This is a genomic window from Sphingorhabdus sp. (assembly GCF_044354325.1).
Lineage (GTDB): Bacteria > Pseudomonadota > Alphaproteobacteria > Sphingomonadales > Sphingomonadaceae > Sphingorhabdus_B.
Window position 1 is genome coordinate 18,618 of record NZ_JBILAF010000007.1, and the last position, 17,917, is coordinate 36,534.

17 protein-coding genes and 1 tRNA gene are annotated in these 17,917 nt (G+C 56.8%); 1 reads left to right on the forward strand and 17 read right to left on the reverse strand.

Annotation, left to right across the window (positions count from 1 at the left end; translation table 11 throughout):
* Nucleotides 1-41: 41 nt before the first annotated feature.
* The gene (locus ACIQ0G_RS01465; protein WP_397576370.1) at nt 42-254 is read right to left on the reverse strand and encodes a hypothetical protein; all 213 of its coding nucleotides are present in this window, start codon (nt 252-254) and stop codon (nt 42-44) included.
* Nucleotides 255-462: 208 nt separating this feature from the next.
* On the opposite strand from ACIQ0G_RS01465, the gene ACIQ0G_RS01470 reads away from it, so the two are divergent.
* Nucleotides 463-549: transfer RNA gene (locus tag ACIQ0G_RS01470), tRNA-Leu, on the forward strand.
* 224 nt (nt 550-773) lie between these two features.
* On the opposite strand, the gene ACIQ0G_RS01475 is transcribed toward ACIQ0G_RS01470, so the two are convergent.
* From ACIQ0G_RS01475 to ACIQ0G_RS01550, 16 genes are all read right to left on the reverse strand, one after another.
* Nucleotides 774-1,475: a prepilin peptidase gene (locus tag ACIQ0G_RS01475; protein WP_397576388.1), complete on the reverse strand. Its 702-nt coding sequence runs from the start codon at nt 1,473-1,475 to the stop codon at nt 774-776.
* Nucleotides 1,476-1,549: 74 nt separating this feature from the next.
* Nucleotides 1,550-2,245: a type II secretion system protein N gene (gene gspN, locus ACIQ0G_RS01480; RefSeq protein WP_397576371.1), complete on the reverse strand. Its 696-nt coding sequence runs from the start codon at nt 2,243-2,245 to the stop codon at nt 1,550-1,552.
* Entirely contained in the window at nt 2,242-2,721 is a 480-nt protein-coding gene (gene gspM, locus ACIQ0G_RS01485) for a type II secretion system protein GspM (protein WP_397576372.1), read from the reverse strand. The genes gspN and gspM overlap by 4 nt, the downstream gene beginning before the upstream one ends.
* Nucleotides 2,718-3,803, reverse strand: coding sequence for a hypothetical protein (locus tag ACIQ0G_RS01490; protein ID WP_397576373.1), 1,086 nt, complete (start codon nt 3,801-3,803; stop codon nt 2,718-2,720). Before ACIQ0G_RS01490 ends, gspM begins: the two co-directional genes overlap by 4 nt.
* Entirely contained in the window at nt 3,800-4,783 is a 984-nt protein-coding gene (gene gspK / locus ACIQ0G_RS01495; protein WP_397576374.1) for a type II secretion system minor pseudopilin GspK, read from the reverse strand. The genes ACIQ0G_RS01490 and gspK overlap by 4 nt, the downstream gene beginning before the upstream one ends.
* Nucleotides 4,783-5,430 (reverse strand): type II secretion system minor pseudopilin GspJ, encoded by a 648-nt coding sequence (gene gspJ, locus ACIQ0G_RS01500; protein WP_397576375.1) that lies wholly within the window; start codon nt 5,428-5,430, stop codon nt 4,783-4,785. Before gspJ ends, gspK begins: the two co-directional genes overlap by 1 nt.
* Nucleotides 5,427-5,810: a type II secretion system minor pseudopilin GspI gene (gene gspI, locus ACIQ0G_RS01505; protein ID WP_397576376.1), complete on the reverse strand. Its 384-nt coding sequence runs from the start codon at nt 5,808-5,810 to the stop codon at nt 5,427-5,429. Before gspI ends, gspJ begins: the two co-directional genes overlap by 4 nt.
* Entirely contained in the window at nt 5,800-6,294 is a 495-nt protein-coding gene (locus ACIQ0G_RS01510) for a GspH/FimT family protein (protein WP_397576377.1), read from the reverse strand. The genes gspI and ACIQ0G_RS01510 overlap by 11 nt, the downstream gene beginning before the upstream one ends.
* Nucleotides 6,266-6,742: a type II secretion system major pseudopilin GspG gene (gene gspG, locus ACIQ0G_RS01515; protein WP_397576378.1), complete on the reverse strand. Its 477-nt coding sequence runs from the start codon at nt 6,740-6,742 to the stop codon at nt 6,266-6,268. Before gspG ends, ACIQ0G_RS01510 begins: the two co-directional genes overlap by 29 nt.
* 2 nt (nt 6,743-6,744) lie before the next feature.
* Nucleotides 6,745-7,962: a type II secretion system inner membrane protein GspF gene (gspF, locus tag ACIQ0G_RS01520; RefSeq protein WP_397576379.1), complete on the reverse strand. Its 1,218-nt coding sequence runs from the start codon at nt 7,960-7,962 to the stop codon at nt 6,745-6,747.
* Complete coding sequence (gspE, locus tag ACIQ0G_RS01525; protein ID WP_397576380.1) at nt 7,955-9,511, reverse strand: type II secretion system ATPase GspE; 1,557 nt, start codon at nt 9,509-9,511, stop codon at nt 7,955-7,957. Before gspE ends, gspF begins: the two co-directional genes overlap by 8 nt.
* The gene (gene gspD / locus ACIQ0G_RS01530) at nt 9,508-11,697 is read right to left on the reverse strand and encodes a type II secretion system secretin GspD (RefSeq protein WP_397576381.1); all 2,190 of its coding nucleotides are present in this window, start codon (nt 11,695-11,697) and stop codon (nt 9,508-9,510) included. Before gspD ends, gspE begins: the two co-directional genes overlap by 4 nt.
* On the reverse strand, nt 11,694-12,494 hold the full coding sequence (locus tag ACIQ0G_RS01535) for a type II secretion system protein N (RefSeq protein ID WP_397576382.1): 801 nt from the start codon (nt 12,492-12,494) through the stop codon (nt 11,694-11,696). Before ACIQ0G_RS01535 ends, gspD begins: the two co-directional genes overlap by 4 nt.
* Before the next feature lie 200 nt (nt 12,495-12,694).
* A complete protein-coding gene (locus tag ACIQ0G_RS01540; RefSeq protein WP_397576383.1) occupies nt 12,695-15,391 on the reverse strand; it encodes a TonB-dependent receptor domain-containing protein in 2,697 nt (898 codons plus the stop codon).
* A gap of 83 nt (nt 15,392-15,474) precedes the next feature.
* A complete protein-coding gene (locus ACIQ0G_RS01545) occupies nt 15,475-17,046 on the reverse strand; it encodes a hypothetical protein (RefSeq protein ID WP_397576384.1) in 1,572 nt (523 codons plus the stop codon).
* A 287-nt stretch (nt 17,047-17,333) separates the two neighbouring features.
* On the reverse strand, nt 17,334-17,714 hold the full coding sequence (locus tag ACIQ0G_RS01550; protein WP_397576385.1) for a tetratricopeptide repeat protein: 381 nt from the start codon (nt 17,712-17,714) through the stop codon (nt 17,334-17,336).
* Nucleotides 17,715-17,917 lie beyond the last annotated feature (203 nt).

The window sequence follows — 17,917 nt, forward strand, 5'->3', positions numbered from 1 at the left end:
ATCGAAACGATGCGCCCATATCGCGTTGGCCATATGGCCTTTCAGTAAAACTCAACCATCGGCTTGGCTTCACGCACACTGATTTGGCGATCCTGTTTTGCCGTGCTTTGCGCGACCACAGCAGGTGAAATGCGCTCTGCCCGCACGATTGTCACGGTCGCCGATGCAACCCGCTCCGCGCCGCGCCGTTGCACGGGGCCTCCAGCAACAGCTGCAGCTGCTGCGGCAGCCAAAAGGACTGCAGTGAGAATCATGCCTATAGTAAACGACCCATTTACCAATATAGGCAAGAGTTGATTAGGGTTATTCGCCGTGCCACTGCCTAGAAATACGGCCAATCGCCGGCCAAGTTTCGTCCTGCGCCGATTTGCGACAATGCCCCGGGCATTGCTAAACCGATAAAGCCTGTTGCGCCGGCCAACGGGCTTTGCTAGTGGCCCCCTCCTACCTGTCGAGGCGCGTGCGGCCATGGCGGAATTGGTAGACGCGCAACGTTGAGGTCGTTGTGGGCGAAAGCCCGTGGAAGTTCGAGTCTTCTTGGCCGCACCAGACAGCCTGTATTCCTCACCCAGACATTCAAAAACCTGATCCCAGGCTGCCCTAATAAGGCCAGTTTAGGCTAGGTTTTTTGATTTTCGCTATGGGCGAGACGATATCGTGAGCATCTGGTTCAGAGGGTCTGCGCCCCGAATTTGGAGCGGGCGTCTCCGGCATCCGCTTTTCGCCAATCCCAGAAAATCATGCTTGCCAGGGCTTAATGGAGATACTCCTCCTTAGCAGCCCAGCAGGACGATGGCGAATGCGGCAACGCCTAGAAAGCTTCCAAATGGAAGTGCATTGCGCTGATGCTTGGCGATTACATGCAGGCTGGAGACCACAGTTAGTCCGATTGCGCTCGCAATCAGCAACGTCATCGGCAGGGCCTGCCAACCCAACCAGATTCCCAAAGCACCAAAGAGTTTAGGATCGCCGGCACCCATGCCATCATGTTTCCTGAAAAGTTTGTACGCCTGCCGAACCAATTCCAAGCTCAAAAAGCCTGCCAACATTCCTGTGGCCCTGCCTGTCCAGGCGATGTCGGGTGTAAGCATCGGCCCCACCAGAACACCCATGACCGCTAACAAAAGCACCAGTCGGTTTGGAAGCCAAAGGTGCTGATAATCCAGCACGATGAGCGGAAGTAATAGCCAGCCAAACACAGCAGCTGCGATGGCCTGCTCTGGCGGAAGCAGGAGAACAGCCACTGCACCGATTAAGGCTGCGATCAATTCCGTTGCCAAAGGCAGAAGGCCAATAGGCCCACGGCAATGTCTACATTTGCCCTTTAACAATAGGTACGATGCAATTGGAATTAGGTCGTAGGCAGCAATCTGATGCCCGCAATTATCGCAGTGAGAGCGCCCCGTTGCCACACTTTTGCCAGTCGGCCACCGACTGCACATGGCGGCGACGAAGCTTCCCCAGATCGCACCCACCGTCAGTTGTGAGGCTAGCAGGAACCATAAAGGCAATCCCGCAACTATAGCGCTGAAATGTAACAGAGCGCCGTTCAGAACCGGCCCTTTTGCACAAGGCGATAGCCGCCAGCGACCGGACGGAATCCGACAAGCGTCAGCACCGTACCCTGCTCTACCGCCTCGGTTTCAAGCGTGACGGTCACCGTGTAGCTGCCGTCCGCGGACAGCCGGATGTCGGCGCGTTCCATGGCAGATTGGCTGACCAAGGGCAGCAAAATCCCAGCACCATCGCAGCGCGGTTGTCCAAGCATGCCATTTTGCAGGTTCAGCCCGGGCAAACTGTCCGACATGATCAGACGCACTTGCCCACCTGCCTGCATGCACCGGCCAGCCGCGAATTTCGCGGAGAAGCTTTCAAACTGGATATTTTCAGCCGGAAAAGGCGCAAAAAGCGCAGCGACCGGAAGTGTAGCGTTCAGATTATTGACAGACATGCCGCCAAAACCGCGCGACACTGTCCCTGTAAATCCGGGGCGATAGGGTGCATTGCCCCGCGACAATAGGATGTCCGCGCGGCCCAAAAACAAAGGCCCGACCAAAAGACGCGCATTCACATCGCCAATAGGCAATTTGCCAAGGCGCAAGTCACGGATAGACCCGTCCCAGATGATGCCATCCACCTTGCGCGCCGAAACGCCCTCACCGCCCAAAATGGTCCGCAGCGGCATGAATAGGATCACCGAGAGCATCAGTAGCACAGCACAGGCGACGACCAGACGGCGGCTCATGGCGCATCCTGCTGCAGCTGGGCATCGACGGTGACGGTCCCATTCGTGCCTGTGCGTAATGTGAGACCGCTGACGGTTATATTCTGGCTCTCGAGTTCCATCAGCCAGGCAAGCAAAGCAGGCGCACGTGCCTGATCGATACGAAAGCGCATTTGGCCCGGCGCGGCATTGCCGGACGTGATGATGTCAAAGCCCTTTTCGCCTGCACTTTGTGTAATCAGCACATCGATATTGGCAGGAGCCGTTGCACGGGCAACGCGTGGCTTTGCCAATGCGGCATCAACCGTTGCGACAATGCGCCCACGACGCTGCACCGCGGCGTCATGGTCAAGCTTGGCTTGCTCGACGGCGGATAACACCGGCATGATAATCCCAAAGACCAGCACCACAAACGCCGTCAGCCCGCCGGCTGAACCGACAAGCCATTGCTCACGCCGCGTCAACGCAGCAAACCACACACGTGCTGCAGCTATCATGGCATCCTCATCGTAAGATCGACCAGCGTGGCGCCCGTCGCGTCTGTACGCGGTGTGGCGGTGATGGGAAAACCATCCTGCTGTATGGCGAGTAGTGTCTGGTTGATATTGTCGGAACTTGGAGCGGCCAAAACGACCGTCAGTATCCCATCTTGGCCAAAGCGCATGTCACGCACCGAAACATTGGGCGACGCTTTCACACTGCGCCATAATGCCGCCGATAATGGCGAGAAGCGCCCTTGCATTATTCCTTGTTTGCGCATGGCAGCGGCGAGTTGCACCTCCGCCTGATCAACATCGGTAATCGCTGGATCAACCTTTTGCGCCGCGGCAAGCGCGATGCTGTTTTCGTTGCTGGTTGCGTTCCAATATTTCCCGAGCGTCACCAACATGGTCAGCGCGCTGATCACAACAAGCGCGATGCACAGGCGCTTAATCCATTTCAGCTGTTCTGCCGTTGCCCAGATGGAACGCACTTTCTTGGCAAAGATACCCTCGCGCAAATTTAGCAGCGGTTGCTGGCTCGCTGTCCAAAGCATTGTCCGCACTGTGTCCGCGTCCAAAATATCGACGGCGGTCTCGCCTGCAAAAATGCTTCGGAAAACAGGCTCATCCGGCATCGCGAATTGCGCGCTGCGAAGGACATTCATACCTTCAAACGCGGCCGTGACGACCACGTCCGCAGGCGGGTCAATTGCGAGGCCAAATGGCACAACAATGTCCGGGTTCACGCCGTGCGCTGCTAGGCGATCCAACCCATATTGCATGACTTCGGGCGCGATTGTGGCTGTTACATAATCATCGCCAACATGCTGCGCCGCGCTCGTGTGCACCAGTCCAAGTGATTGTTCGGCGGCGCGAAGCTTGGCCACGCCTTCTGCTTGGCGCGCCTCCAACCCTTGCAGCGAAAACCAGCTGCAGCGCACATCAGCCGGCGACACCACCGCCATCACTGTTTCGTCATCCGCCGACGGCATAAATTCGGACAATGCACCGGCATGTTGCCACACGCCGTCCGTCACGCGGAACAGCGCGGGGTCATCGACATCGGACGACGGGAAGCGCAGGATGACGACGGTCATTCCTCTTCCCCCCAACTGCGCCAAATGACGCGCGCTGGCGCAGGCGAAGCGACGATCATCGAGTCCCCGGCGAGCGCCAGTTCCCCAAGCGATACCCGTGTATCCAGCAAGAAATAATTGCTCGTCAGTTTTACCTGCCCTTGAACCAGAGGTGCCGGCTCCAACCCTGCCAGTTCGGGGGCAGCCCAGAATCGAATGAGGCTGCCATAGCCACTCGATGGCCGCTTGGCGAGATAGCTCCGTGCGGTCGCGATATTCAATTTACCTGGCGGGAACAGCATCGCCAACAATGGCGCCTGTTCGGGTAACAGGGTATTGACGTTCAACGGGGACAATATGGTTTCGGGCAGCGCGCAAATCCAGTTCTGCAGCTTGCTATAAATCGCGGGGCTCACGCCTTTTACCGCGCGCAGTTCGCTTGGATGGGCAAATGGCCGATTGGCGACCATATAAGGCACTGGCGCGGCGCGGTACGTATCATCCTCGGCGCCATTGGGCAACGGGGTAATATCGCTATCGGCCCAATCTGCTGCTGCAGCTGCGATTGCGCGGGCGGCATTCTCATCGGTACCAAGAACCACCAGCAACGACGTCAACTGATCCTGACCCGCCGTGCTGGCCTGATATCGTTCCCCCGATTTCGTCACCAAACTATTGAGATTGAAACAATTCCCGGCATCACGCACTGTCGCCGTTGCTGTTCCGATGGGAATAGGCAGGCTTTGTGGAGCCCCCAGCCAGCCGCCTGCCAAAGTGGTTTGCGCAGCATCGCGTGCGACCAAGTCCTCAATCCGCGCCGCCGCAATGGACTCAGCGGCGTAGGTAAACATCCGCGCCTGTGCGAGCGTGTTGCCATTGGTGGATAATTTGCTCGACAGCGTCAGCCGGTCCAGCGTCGTCGCGGCAATGACCGCAAGCACAGCAACCATCAGCAATACCGACAGCAACGCCGCGCCGCGTTCAGATGACTTGGGCAACATCAGCCAGCCGCCCCTTCTTCTGCACTCGGTGTTGGCAAGATGCGTGTCTGCGGCCCCACAAGGAACAACATCCGCTGTTCAGGCTTGCCCTTGACGGTAACCTTCAGGGCGATCGCCCTTGGCAAGGCGTTCGCATCGGTTGCGGTCCAATCGCCGCGCCATTGCCCCTTATCGTCGCGATATTCGGCGGTCGCTGTCACAACATCCTCAAGCATTGTTGCCGCGTCAGCAGGCGCAGCACCGTCCAGCATCGGCCAGCTCAGCCGTTTCAACGCGCCATTCTCAAGCACATAGGTCACGCGCTGCAGGCCCGCGCGTGGCGCAGCATCGAAATTGGACCAGCCCCCCCGCACCAGCCCAAATATTCCACCGGACACAGTCGCATCGCCTTGGGTAAAGGCGGGCACGGGCTGTCCGGATTGGTCACGCACTGGCCGCGCGATGGCTTGCGCAAGGTCTGCCTCCAGCGCGTTGGTCAGCCGCTGCGAAAGCGCCATTTCGCCAAGACGTTCTTTGACCGCAATTTGCGTGTCTGTGCCTGACCGCAGAAGCGTAACGCCTGCAACCGAAATGAGCGCAAAAATGGCCAGCGCCACAAGCAGCTCAATCAGCGTAAATCCCGCCTCCGATTGCCGTGGCGCGTTCATTGTTCAACCGGCCTTGCGATCGTCAGGCGGGCCTTACGCAAGGCCGCATTGCCGGTGCCGACAACATCAATATCTATCATCACAAGGCGCGTGTCGTCGGTCGGGCTTGCGGTTGCTGTCCAGCGCCAATTCTGGCCGCCATTCATTTCTTCGCCACGCGTTTCGCCCACGGTGGGCGGCGCGGGGTTTGACAGGATTTCGACCGCCACATTGCGCGCCACTTGCCATGCCATGCTGCTGTCGCCCAAATTGGATGTGGAGCGCACCGAATAGCCCTGCAGGCGGACCATCGCCAGCGCAGCAAGGCTGAAAATCGCCAGCGCAACCATGATCTCCAACAATGTGAAGCCATTTTGTGTTGGTTGTGAATTACCGGACAATGCGCACGTCTCCAGTCGCGGCCAGCGCAAGTGTTACGGTTACCGCATCATGCTTTAGCGTAATATTGGCCGCGCTTGATGGCATACCCGTGCTGTCAAAGGCGATGCGCATTTGCCGCACGCCAGCCATGTGCACAGAGGTACCACTTTTCCAATCCGTTGCCGTAAAGGGTGCCTCGGACAATGGTTGCCACGCACCGGCATTCCGCGCCTCAAAGCCATAGCCAGACGGGCGCACGGTTACTGCCATGCTGCGCGACTGCAATATGGCATGATCGCGCAAGGCAGCAACGCGCGCGGCAAATTGCTCCGCCTCATCACGTGCACCGCGATCGGTTGACTGCACCGTCATGACGACCGCTGCACTCGCAATGCCAATGATGAAGATAACCACCATCAATTCCACCAAAGTGAAACCGCGTTCATCGGCTTTTACATTGGGATGGATTGACGGCTTAGTCGCCGTAAATATCGGCATTTTCATTCTCGCCACCCGGCGCACCATCGGCACCAAGCGAGTAGATGTCAAAGGCGCCGTTCTTGCCCGGCGTTGTATATTGGTACGGGCGGTTCCACGGATCCGACGGCAGTTTTTTGATATAACCCACGCTGCGCATGCCAGCAGCGGCAGGCGGCGTGACCAAAGCCTGCAATCCCGCACCGGCATCTGGATAGGTCAGATTATCCAAACGATATGTCTCAAGCGCTTGTCCCAAGACAGCTATGTCAGCCTTTGCCTTTTGCACCATCGCCTTGTCTTGATTGGGCAAGACATTGAGGGCGACGATGGTCGTCAGCAGCGCGAGAATGAACAATGTCACCATCATTTCGACCAAAGTGAAGCCATTACGCTGTGCCACGGCAGCCTTGCGGCTAAATTTCGCCGACGGACGGCTTGTGTCAGTGAAAAGATTAAAAATGATGCGGAGCATGACTAAAGTCCCGTGAGGTTTTGGAGTTGAAGTATAGGCAGCAAAATTGCCAAAATGATGACAGCAACGACACCGCCCATCGCGACAATGATGAGTGGTTCGAGCAGCGACAAAGCGGTGCTGGTGAAATTATCAAATTCGCGCTCAAGATATTCCGCCGCGCGTTCGAGCATTATATCCAACTGCCCGGCGCTCTCGCCGCTTGCGGTCAAATATACCAGCAGCGGTGGGAAAACCCCGCTTGTGCGCATCGCGCCCGAAAGACTGCCCCCGCTCCGCACCGATTCCACGATATCGTCATTGGCGGCGGAGAGCACTTTATTGCGAATGGTGCCGCCGGTCAGGCGCAGGCCCTCCAGCAACGGCAAGCGGCTGGCGACCATCGTTGCCAAAGTCCGTGCCATGCGCGCAGCGTGCAGGTTGCGCAGCAGCTTTCCAAGCAACGGAATGCGCAACACCGTGCGATCAACCGACAGGCGGAACGCTGGCCGCTTAAGCGCTTGCGCAAACAGCAAGCCACCAACGACAACAGCGATAATAATCACCCAATAATAATTCGCCAAAAACGCCGATATGCCAATGACGATGCGCGTAATCAGCGGCAGTTGCTGGTCGACATTGTCAAACTGTTCGACAACACGCGGGACCACAGAGACCATGAGGCCCATCACCACCAACATCGCGACCAGTGACAAAATCGCCGGATAGGCCAGCGCACCAATCAACTTGCCGCGCATCTCGGCCTGCCGTTCAAGCAGTACCGCAAGACGTTCCGTAATAAGCGGCAATGTGCCTGCCCCCTCGCCTGCGGCAATCATTGCACGGTATAATGGCGGAAAGCTGTTGCCTTCACGGCGCATGGCTTCGGACAGGCGCTGTCCCTCGACCACGCCTGCGTGCACTTCCGTCAGTATCTGCCGGACATGCGGCTGTTCGCTCTGACGACTGATCGTCCGCAACGCTTCCTCCAATGGAGAAACCTGCGCCAATGACGACAATTGCCGGGTAAACAAAGTCAGCTGCTTGGCATTCAAACGCGGCTGCCGCTTAATCGGCAGGCTGGCGAGGACAGACGCGCGCGCGGGTGCGGGCGCGACGCTCACAATATAGAGATTTTTGGACGTCAGGCGATCGCGCGCGGCATCATCATTGGCCGCAGCTATCCGCCCGCGCTGTTCGCGGCCATCCGGATCAATCGCATGATATGCGAATTCAGGCATCAACAATGTCTTCGCGGCGCGAAATGCGAATGGCTTCTTCGGGTGTCGTGTGGCCCGCACGCACTAGTTTGCGCGCAGCGGCGCTCAAATTGGGCTGGTTCACAAAAGCATGGCGCGCAAGGATGGCTTCATCGCCGCCATCGTTGATGAGGCGGCGGATAGTATCATCGACACGGACCGCTTCAAACACCCCAATGCGACCCTGGAACCCTGTATTGTTGCACTCTGGGCAACCGACTGCCTTGTAAACCGCTGTCCCCTTGTCAAAGCCCAACAACGACGCCGCGTTACCATCGGCCTGAACTGTTTGGCGGCAGCTTGGGCATAGACGACGGACCAGGCGCTGGGCGACGACAGCACGCAAGGTGGAGGCGAGCAGGAATGGCTCAACCTTCATATCACGCATACGCGTGATCGCGCCGAGTGCATCGTTGGTATGCACGGTGGTGAGCACGAGGTGCCCCGTCAGCGCAGCCTGCACGGCGATATCGGCCGTCTCACGATCGCGGATTTCGCCGACCATGACGACATCGGGATCCTGACGCAGTATGGCGCGCAGTCCTGCGGCAAACGTCATGCCGACCTTCGCATTGACCTGTGTCTGGCCGATGCCTTCGACGGCATATTCCACCGGATCTTCCACGGTGAGGATATTGCGCGTGCCATCGTTCAGCCGCTTGAGGCCGGCATATAAGGTCGTGGTTTTACCCGACCCGGTTGGTCCTGTAACCAAGATGATGCCATTGGGTTCCGCCAGCGCCTCATGCAGAATTTTGAGCGTTTCTTCCGACATGCCAAGCAAATCGAGCGATATGCCGGCATTTTCCTTGTCGAGAATACGCATGACCACACGCTCGCCTGCACGGCTTGGCAGGGTCGACACACGCACATCGACAAGCTTGCCACCGAGCGTCAGACCGATGCGGCCATCCTGCGGAATGCGGCGTTCAGCAATGTCGAGGCGCGCCATGACCTTGATACGGCTGACGACAACCGGTGCGACATTAGCCGGCAAGCGGAGGCGTTCCTGCAACACACCGTCGGCGCGCATGCGAATGACCAAGCCAGTTTCATATGGCTCGACGTGAATATCGGATACGCCCTGGCGGACAGCCTCTGCAATGATGCCGTTGATTAAACGGATAACGGGCGCGTCATCGGCGCTGTCGAGCAAATCATCTGCGCTGGGCAACATGTCAGACAGCAAATCGCCGTCATTGGTGCCGATTGAGCCAGCCATCGCCGCGGCGCTGCCATCCATGGCATAATGGTCGGACAAATAACGGTCAAAGGTAGCATTGTCGGCCATTTCGACATCGAATGGCATCGACAGATAGCGCCGGACCTCCAACAACATCAACGGATCAGCGCCCTCACGCATCGCCACCACAATGCGACCATCGCTTTCGTGTCGCAGGACCAGACCATGCGCCTTGGCAAAGGCATAAGGCAAATCGAGCAGAGGTGCGATCAAAGCCGGTGCAATGGCGACGTCTGGCTCAACCGGTATATTGGATGCTTGCTCGGTCGTCCCCTCGCGCGATGTCATGATTGCGGATCCACAGTGGCGGAAGAGACCGCGCTTGCGGGAACATCCGCCGGTTGTAACGCGCCACCCGTCTGGGGCCGCGTCAATTTGCCATCAGCACCGATCATGATATCATTTGTTCGTACATCCGGCGCGACCGGCGGCACAGCGCCCATATAATCGCGCAGCAATTCGTCGATGCTTGGTTCGGCATCTGGATTACGCGTCATCTGCATGTCGCGGACATAGTCATAACGTCGCGCCGTCAACCGGTCGCCATCTTCGCGGCTACGCAAGATCGTCGGCCGAATGAAGACCATCAAATTGGTTTTGCTGCGGCTGCGGCTGCGTGATTTGAACAGCTCGCCAATGATCGGAATGTCGCTCAACAGCGGGATACGCTCAATGGTGCGGCGTTCATCGTCATTGAGCAAGCCACCAATGGCCAGCAATTGGCCGTCGCCAACGGTCAACGTCGTTTCAAACTCGCGCTTGTTGAGGATGAGGTCACTCGAGCGCGATGACACCGGCCCTGCAACGCTCGACACTTCCTGTTTAAGGAACAGCTTCACGTCGCCCTGCGCGTTCACTTGCGGGGTCACCTCAAGCTTGATGCCTACTTCCTGACGCTGAACCGTGCGGAAGGCGTTTTCGAAATTGGCCGACAATTGCTCGCCGGTGCTCACGGGCACTTCTTGTCCGACGAGGAACTTTGCCTTTTGGTTATTCAGCGTCACAATATGCGGCGTCGCCAGCAAGTTGGACTCGGTGTCCGCGGCAATCGCGTTGATAATCGTGCCAAAGACCGCGTTTTTGCCGATATCCATCGCAAAACCGCCAAAGCCGCCAGTAGCGCTCAGGATCGACGCCGCCGCAGCTTCCTGCAGGCTGTCACCCAGCGCGCTGTTCGTCGCAGTCGTGGTCGTATTGCCATTCACAGTCGTCGTGGTGCGCGTCAGTTCTTCGGCGCCAATTGCGCCCGCAATCGTCAGGATATTGGGTGAGGCGTTGGCGTAATTTGTCGCAGCGAAAGGCGCGTCCTTGCCACCGACAAGGAATTGTACGCCAAGCTTTTTCGCCGCGTCATTGCCGATTTCGACAACAATTGCTTCAACCAAAACCTGTTCGGGCCGTGTGTCCAGCTGACGGATGAGCTCGCCCAACGTACGTTGCATTTCGGGGTTTGCGGCGATGATAAGGGCGTTGGTGCCTTCATAGCGGGTCACCACCACTGGGCCACGGCCACCAATGCCATTGGGGCCGGTTCCCGACGAAGATGCAACGATGGGCGCAACAACAGCGGCAGCGCCGCCGCCAGCAGCTGGCGCAGAAACAGGTGGCACGTTACTAGATACAGACGATCCGCTCTGCCCGCCAATCAATGACTGGACCGTCTCCAGCAAGGTAGCGGCATTGGCATGCTCAAGCCGGTACACGCGAATTTCGGCGCCTGACTGTGCCCGCGCATCCAATTCCTTGGCCATCGCGGCAAAGCGCGCAACCGACGTCGGGTCACCACGCAGGGCAATGGCGTTGCTGCTGTCAATGGCCGCGATGGAAACAGGTGGCCTCGCGCCCTCGCCGCCGCCTTGACCAGCCAGCGCCTGAAGCGCGGTGGCAATTTCACGCGCACCGGCGTTATCGAGTGCGACGATCTGCGTCGCTGCGCTATCGCGGTCAATCTGGCGGAGCAAATCGCGGATGCGGCCAATATTGTCGGCATAATCGGCAACCACAAGGCTGTTTGCGCTTTTGTTGGCCGTCAACGAGCCTTCGCGGCTTATCAATGGGCGCAGCGTTTCAACGGCTGAGGTTGCGTCAATCGAACGCAGGCGGAACACTTCCGTCACAAATTGGCTTGAAGTTGCTGCACGGCTACCGACGCGGGTCGGCTGGGTTGCAGCGCCGTCGGAAGGCTGGATCCGGTAACCACCGCCGCGAATGGGAATCGCGACGAGACCATTTGCGCGCAGTGTCGAGAGGAACACCTCAAAATATTCCGAACGCGATAATGGCCGGTCCGTAACCACCGACACCTTCCCATTCACACGGCCATCGACAATGAACGTCTGCCCGGTGACGCGGGCCGCATCCTGAACAAAGGCACGGATATCGGCATCGCGCACATTCAATGTCTGCTGCGCGGCGATAGGCTGGACAAAAACAAGCGCGCTGCATGCCAGCAAAAGGGTAAATTTACGGATCACTGTTGTTCCAGATTTAGAGCAATGGGGACCTTTGCGCCGCCGCGTTCGACTTCAACGCTTAAGCGGGCTCCGGGCCTGATTTGAGAAGCAATGTCAGCCGCCGAAGATACCGGACGGCCGTTTATGCCAACGACAATGTCGCCAGCCTGAAATCCGGCGAGGCGCAACATCGTGCCATCATCGCGGGCTTGCAGAACGAGACCGGTGACCCTGCCTCCTTCATTACGCGGCGCAAAGCCGATGGATTTTTGAAGCGTCTCGGCATTTAAGCCGACGCCTCCGCCGGGCGACGTTGGCGTGGCTGACGTGCCTGATGCAGGCGGGCTAACGGTTTCCGCAGGTACCGACTGATCAAGATACAGCGATTCTTTCACGCCGCCACGCGACAAAATGACATGGTCGAAGGCAACGGAATCCAAAGTGACGCCGGGCGCGACTTCTTCGCCAATGGCATAGCTGTTCTGCACGCCATCTTCGCCTGCGATGATAGCCGAACCACCGCCCGAACTTTCATTGGTGCGCACGCCGAACAATGTCAGGCTTAACGATGTGACATTCTGGGTGGAATCTGCAGCCGCGTCATTGCGAAAAAAAGGGTCAAATCCGGCGAATAGCGCCATGCGGGCGGACTGCGGCACCATATCAACCGACGGCGCGCGCCAGTCGTTGACCGGGCCAACGGGCGTTATCAATATCCAGAAAAAACGTGCGGTTTGAACGGCGGTCAATATGGCCAGAACGCCAAGGATCAGGCGACCGGCGGGCACGGCTGTGATTTTGTGTGACTGTACCTTCACCCTTTCCGCCAATGTCATTGCCACTGAGTCCCCCCGGACGAATCCGCTTGATGATAATGCCCTAACGCGCGGCTGTGACCGTCGAGTGACGCCCAAATGACAGTTTAGTGACGCCCTCAAACGAATGCAACGTGCCAGACAAAATGACGGCGACATGTTGGATCCAACATGCCGCCGCGAGTCAGGGTGCTGCATTCCCTTTAGAAGTTAAGCTCTACACCGATTGAGGCGCTGATGCCTTGTTTGTAACGGTTGTAGAAAATCTTGTTCGCGCCGTTTTCCTGAAACTCCTGATATTTGGTGTTGGTCAGGTTGCGGACTTCGAACTTCAATTCAGCGTCTTTGCCGCCAAGCGTGAAGCCTTCACGCGCCACGAAATCAAGCTGAATGCCAGGCTTTTCCTTGATATCCGGCTGGCCCGATGCACCACGGCTGGTAACCCGGTCGGTCGAATAGCTGAACAAAATCGTCTGCTGCGACAGGCGCTCGGTATCTTCGAGGCCGAATTGCAAGTTGAGCAGATGATCAGCTTGGCCGGTCAACGGCGATCCGTCGGTGAAAAAGTCGAGCGCGTTGGTCGACGATGCGTTAAACACCGCAACCGTGTCACCAGCCTTCACACTGATTTTTGACTTGGTGTAGGTGTAGTTGGCAATGACAACCGCGCGGCGTGTCGCAAAAAAGCCTTCATCGCCAATCGCAGAGAGATCGAAATATTTCTGCGTTTCGATTTCAACACCGTACAAATCAGCCTTCGGTGCGTTCGCGAAGCTGGTGATAACTGAGTTATCATCAAAGCTCGAGAACGACTCGATAGGACTGTCTATACGTTTAAAAAAGCCAGCAATCGTGAAGCGTTGCTCACGGTCGAAATACCATTCATAGCGCGCTTCAGCATTGTACAACTGGCTGTCCGTCAACAGCGGGTTACCGCGGAAAAGACGGTTGGAGTCGGTATCGTAAAAGTTCTGGAAAATCAGTTCGCGAAATTGCGGACGCGCGATGGTTTTCGACGCGCTCAACCGGAACTTCATCTGTTCATTCATGTCCCACGTCAGCGTCGCTGCGGGCAACCAATAGCTCCGATCCAAGCTGGTGGAGGCAAGCGAGGCTGTTGGCGTCGTGAACACTTGAACCGGCACAACAGTCTGTTCAGCCGTTTCGTAACGCACACCAAGGTTCAGGCTGATTGCTGGCGTAATGAACGCCTGAATTTGGCCGTACCCAGCATGGTTCAGCAAGCTTGCATCAAAGACCGGGTTTGCTTCGTTGGTATCGATCAACGCGATGTTGTAAAAATCGATAATGTCCGGTTGCAGCAAAAGGTCTGGACGGAATAATGACGGCGCGATGGGCGTGCCGCCGGGTGCGACAAACTGGAAGTCACGGCGTTCGGTGCGGCGAACCGTGTCCGAATAGGCATAACCTATCGTCGCGGTAATTTCCGGCGTCACCTTTGCCGACAGATCCAAACCACCGGCCCACAGATTTTCATTCAGATAGGAATAGCTGACTTCAGCACTTCCCTGTTGACCGTTGTTAAGACGGTTGATGAACAATTGGCCGTAAGGATCGGACGTGATGTTGCTGCGGTAATATTCTAGGCTGATTTCATCCGGCGCCTCACGCTGAGAATTGGCGTAGGCTGCCCGGAAGCTTAAATTCACGTCAGGTGACAATTTGAACTCACCGACCAGCTGGCTATCCACCAACTGGCGTTCGAACCATGCTGTATCCTGCTGCATCAATGTCGCGGTGGGCGATGTTGTCTGACGGGTGCCGACACCGAGACGCGCTTGTTTCAGCGTGTCGCGAATGAACAGATTGGTCCAACGGATTTTTTGTTCGCCCACTTCGATACCGAAGCCAAGCAGGCCGTTCACAACCATACGGTTGTCGGTAATGACTTTCCGGAAATCCAGCTCTTTCTGGCTCAGATCAAGCGTCGATGCCGTTTGTTGGATCGTGTCGCGGGTACGCCATTTGTTGCTGTAACCGGCATTGAAGATGACCCCCATAGTGGCGTCATCGCCAATTTCGAGGTTCGTGCCACCGGTAATCGTGGCTGAGCCATTGGGCGGCAAATTCTTGTCACGCTGAACAACGGCATTCCGGCCGGTAATGAGCTCGCCGGCAATAGCCTGCGTATCAACGTTACCCGCGCTGATGCGTGCGCCACTGGCAAGATAGGATGCAAGCGCGGGCTTTAGGTCACGGTTGCCATTGTCGAAACCACTCCAATCCTGCGAGCTACCATAATATGTGTAGCCCAGTTGATTGGTGGTCTCGCTATTGACGCTCAAGTCACCGCCTACCGTCAGGAATGTTTCGCGCGGGATCGCTTTGGTGGTCAGGTTAATCACGCCGCCGCCAAATTCGCCGGGGAAGTTTGCCGAGTAGGTTTTTTGCACAAGCGAAGATGCAATCACGCTTGTGGGGAAAAGATCGAGCGGAACAACGCGCTTCAATGGTTCAGGGCTTGGGAGCGGCGAACCATTAAGCAATGCGAGCGAATAACGATCACCAAGGCCACGAACATAGACAAAGCCGCTGCCAACGACGCTTAGGCCAGTGACACGCGATAGTGCGCCGGCAATATCGCCTTCACCGGTACGTTCAATATCCGCGCTCGACAGCACGGAAACAACTTGCGCCGCGTTCTTGGAAATGTTGCGATCCAGATATCCGCGCACGACGATTTCTTCGCCACCCGGAATAGAGACATCGACATCCTCTTCGACTGGCGCGGCTGCGTCTGCTGGCGTGTCTGCTGGTGCTGCTTCAGCACTGGCTTGTTCGGCCTGTTCCGCTGCGGCGTCTTGCGCCATCAGCATGGAAGGCGAAACGAGCGCCGACGTCAAAAGCAACAGTCTGATTGCCTCCACTGGCTTCAACATTGTAATTCCCTTTTATAAATTCGAAAAAAGGGTGAGGTGCATGCCCGCCGGGCCGCACCTCACCCGATATTATCCGCCAGCTATTAATATGTTGGCAGTGAGGTGCAGAGACCGGTTACGCTGGTGCCCAGATTGGCCGTCGAGCTGTTGCAGGTCCAGCCTGCGTACCAAGTGTCGTTGGCGTCACGGACAGCACCGATATAGGTTGTTGCATCAAAGTAAGATGCGATGCTGCTGGCGTTGAACGCTGTAACTGCGTTTTCGGTGGCACCATTGATGAACAATGACGTCAAGCTTGGTGTGAACGCGCTGTTATTGTTGTTCGCTCCCGAACCGAACACCGCGCTTACTTGCGCCTCGGTCACGCCGCTCGAACCAACAAACGCTGGCGATCCGCACTGCATAACAACCGAACGGAATACTGGCGCACCAGCTTCGTCAATGCTTGCATCTGCTGTTGCCGATACGGTCTGTGCACGGCTGATCCGCAGGCATGATGTCGATGGGCTGACAACCACACCGTTAAACATGCTGTAGTCGGTACCACCACGCAGCAACATTGCCGACAGGTTACCGGTATTGTTGCGCTGAATGAAGGTGAAGTTCGACAGACGTGTGTTCTGGCGCGGCGTATTGCCGTCCGTAGCGTTATCCGAGTCAGCTTCGATCATCGAGTCACCCGCATTTGGACGCTGCACTGCCAATACATATTGGAAGTTCGCTTTAACACCGGTGTCCGTATCCAAGTTATCGTCATCCGCACCAATCGACACGAAATACTTCATGTTGACGTTACCGCCGAAGAATTCTGCGCCATCGTCAGAGCTGTTGAACGACTGGATGTTGTTCAGAATAGTACCGGTGCCGGTGCCGCCCGTGGTCAGCGATTGCAGTTCGGAGTTGCCCGAAAGAACAAAGCCCGAGTAACGGATTTGGACAAAGCTCAAACGGCCGCTGTTATCAGCGGTGTTCGCGCCACCATAAAGTGCCGGGTCAACTGCGCCTTCAACCTGACGCTCGCAAGCAACAGTGCCTGGTGTTGCAGCAGGTGCTGCGCAATCGGTGATGGGTGCGCGGCCGTTAAGAACGATACCGCCCCACTGACCGATCGAGCTGTCGTTGTTGAGACCGAGGACGTTGTCACGGCTGGTGAAGATGATTGGTAGGGCAGCCGTACCAACAGCGTTGATGCGGTTACCGCGGTTAACGTTCAACCATGACACGCCGGTTCCGCCAAAGACGATAACGCCGGGTTCGATGTTCAGCGTGACGACATTGTTTGTCGATGAAGGACCTTGGTCCGTACCAACGTCAACACGGCCGCCAAGACGATACAGAACGCCCGCAATCTTTGGCAATGTGCTGGTGGTGTTTACGCGCGCTGGCAATGTGCAGACGCGATACGTGCCGGTTGGGCCAGTGATCGTACCGCTGTCGGTCAAGCCTTGCGCATCAGCGATGGTTGGGCAGCCGCCAGCAGGTGTAACTGTCGCAGGTGGCGGTGGTGGCGGTGGTGGCGGCGGAGGTGCAGCCGGATTGTTGATGGTGATGTTACCACCAGTGCCTGGTGACGCGATATCATCTGCGCCACAGCCGGTGACGAGGGCAGCTGCTGCTGTCGCATACACGATCCCACGCAATTTTGGGTTTAACATTCTAAATCTCCGCAACAAATAAGACGTGCCCGATATGGGCAAATGCAACGGACCAGAATCGAATCATCATAAGGCCCCACCCGTTGACCATGCGGCAAATAGGGGCGAGCTGTGACATGGCTGTGCGTATCACATTGCATTTAGAAGAATGTTTTGCGTCAAATATGTGACAGCCGCAGAACAGGCGGGTCACAGCAAAATTATGCGCTAGAAAAGACGAAAGGCGAGCCGTTAGGCCCGCCTTTTATAAAGCGTTAGAGGCAAGATGTTACCTCAGTACATTTGGATCAGCGTGTCGCGATCCGCATCTGCAAACCGGCATAGGCCTTACGCGCAGCGTCTTTTGAATTCATCACGCGACCGTCGGCGAGCACCAGATCGACGGTATCACGGCTCTGCATCGCAGCGGCGAACATATTCGAAGCCTCTTCCATACGGCCCATACGCGCATAGGCACGGCCAAGGTTGAGCAGCTTCGCAGGATCATGCCGGCTCACTTGCGCGCTTGTCAGTATTTGAGAAACTGCCTGCGCATTGTCGCCCTTTACGAGAGCCTCATAGCCAATGGACCCCTTTGGGTATGCTGTTTCAATATTCATGGTCGGTTGGGCGTGGGCTGCACCGCCCATCAGGCCAGTTACTAAAGCACCTACGAATAGCAGTTTCATCCGTTTTCTCCTCATCTCTCCCTTGAATATGACACTTATATGACATCACTGCAATAAAATTGTAATATATTTGGAGCTTGTTTGATGATGCAGAATCCGCGCTTTAAATTCAGTAATATTTCAGACACATAACTTCTATCAAAGTCGCACAAGAACCGCATCAAAGTGCCACCACCCTTCCCTAGTTGGGCGCTGCAAACCTA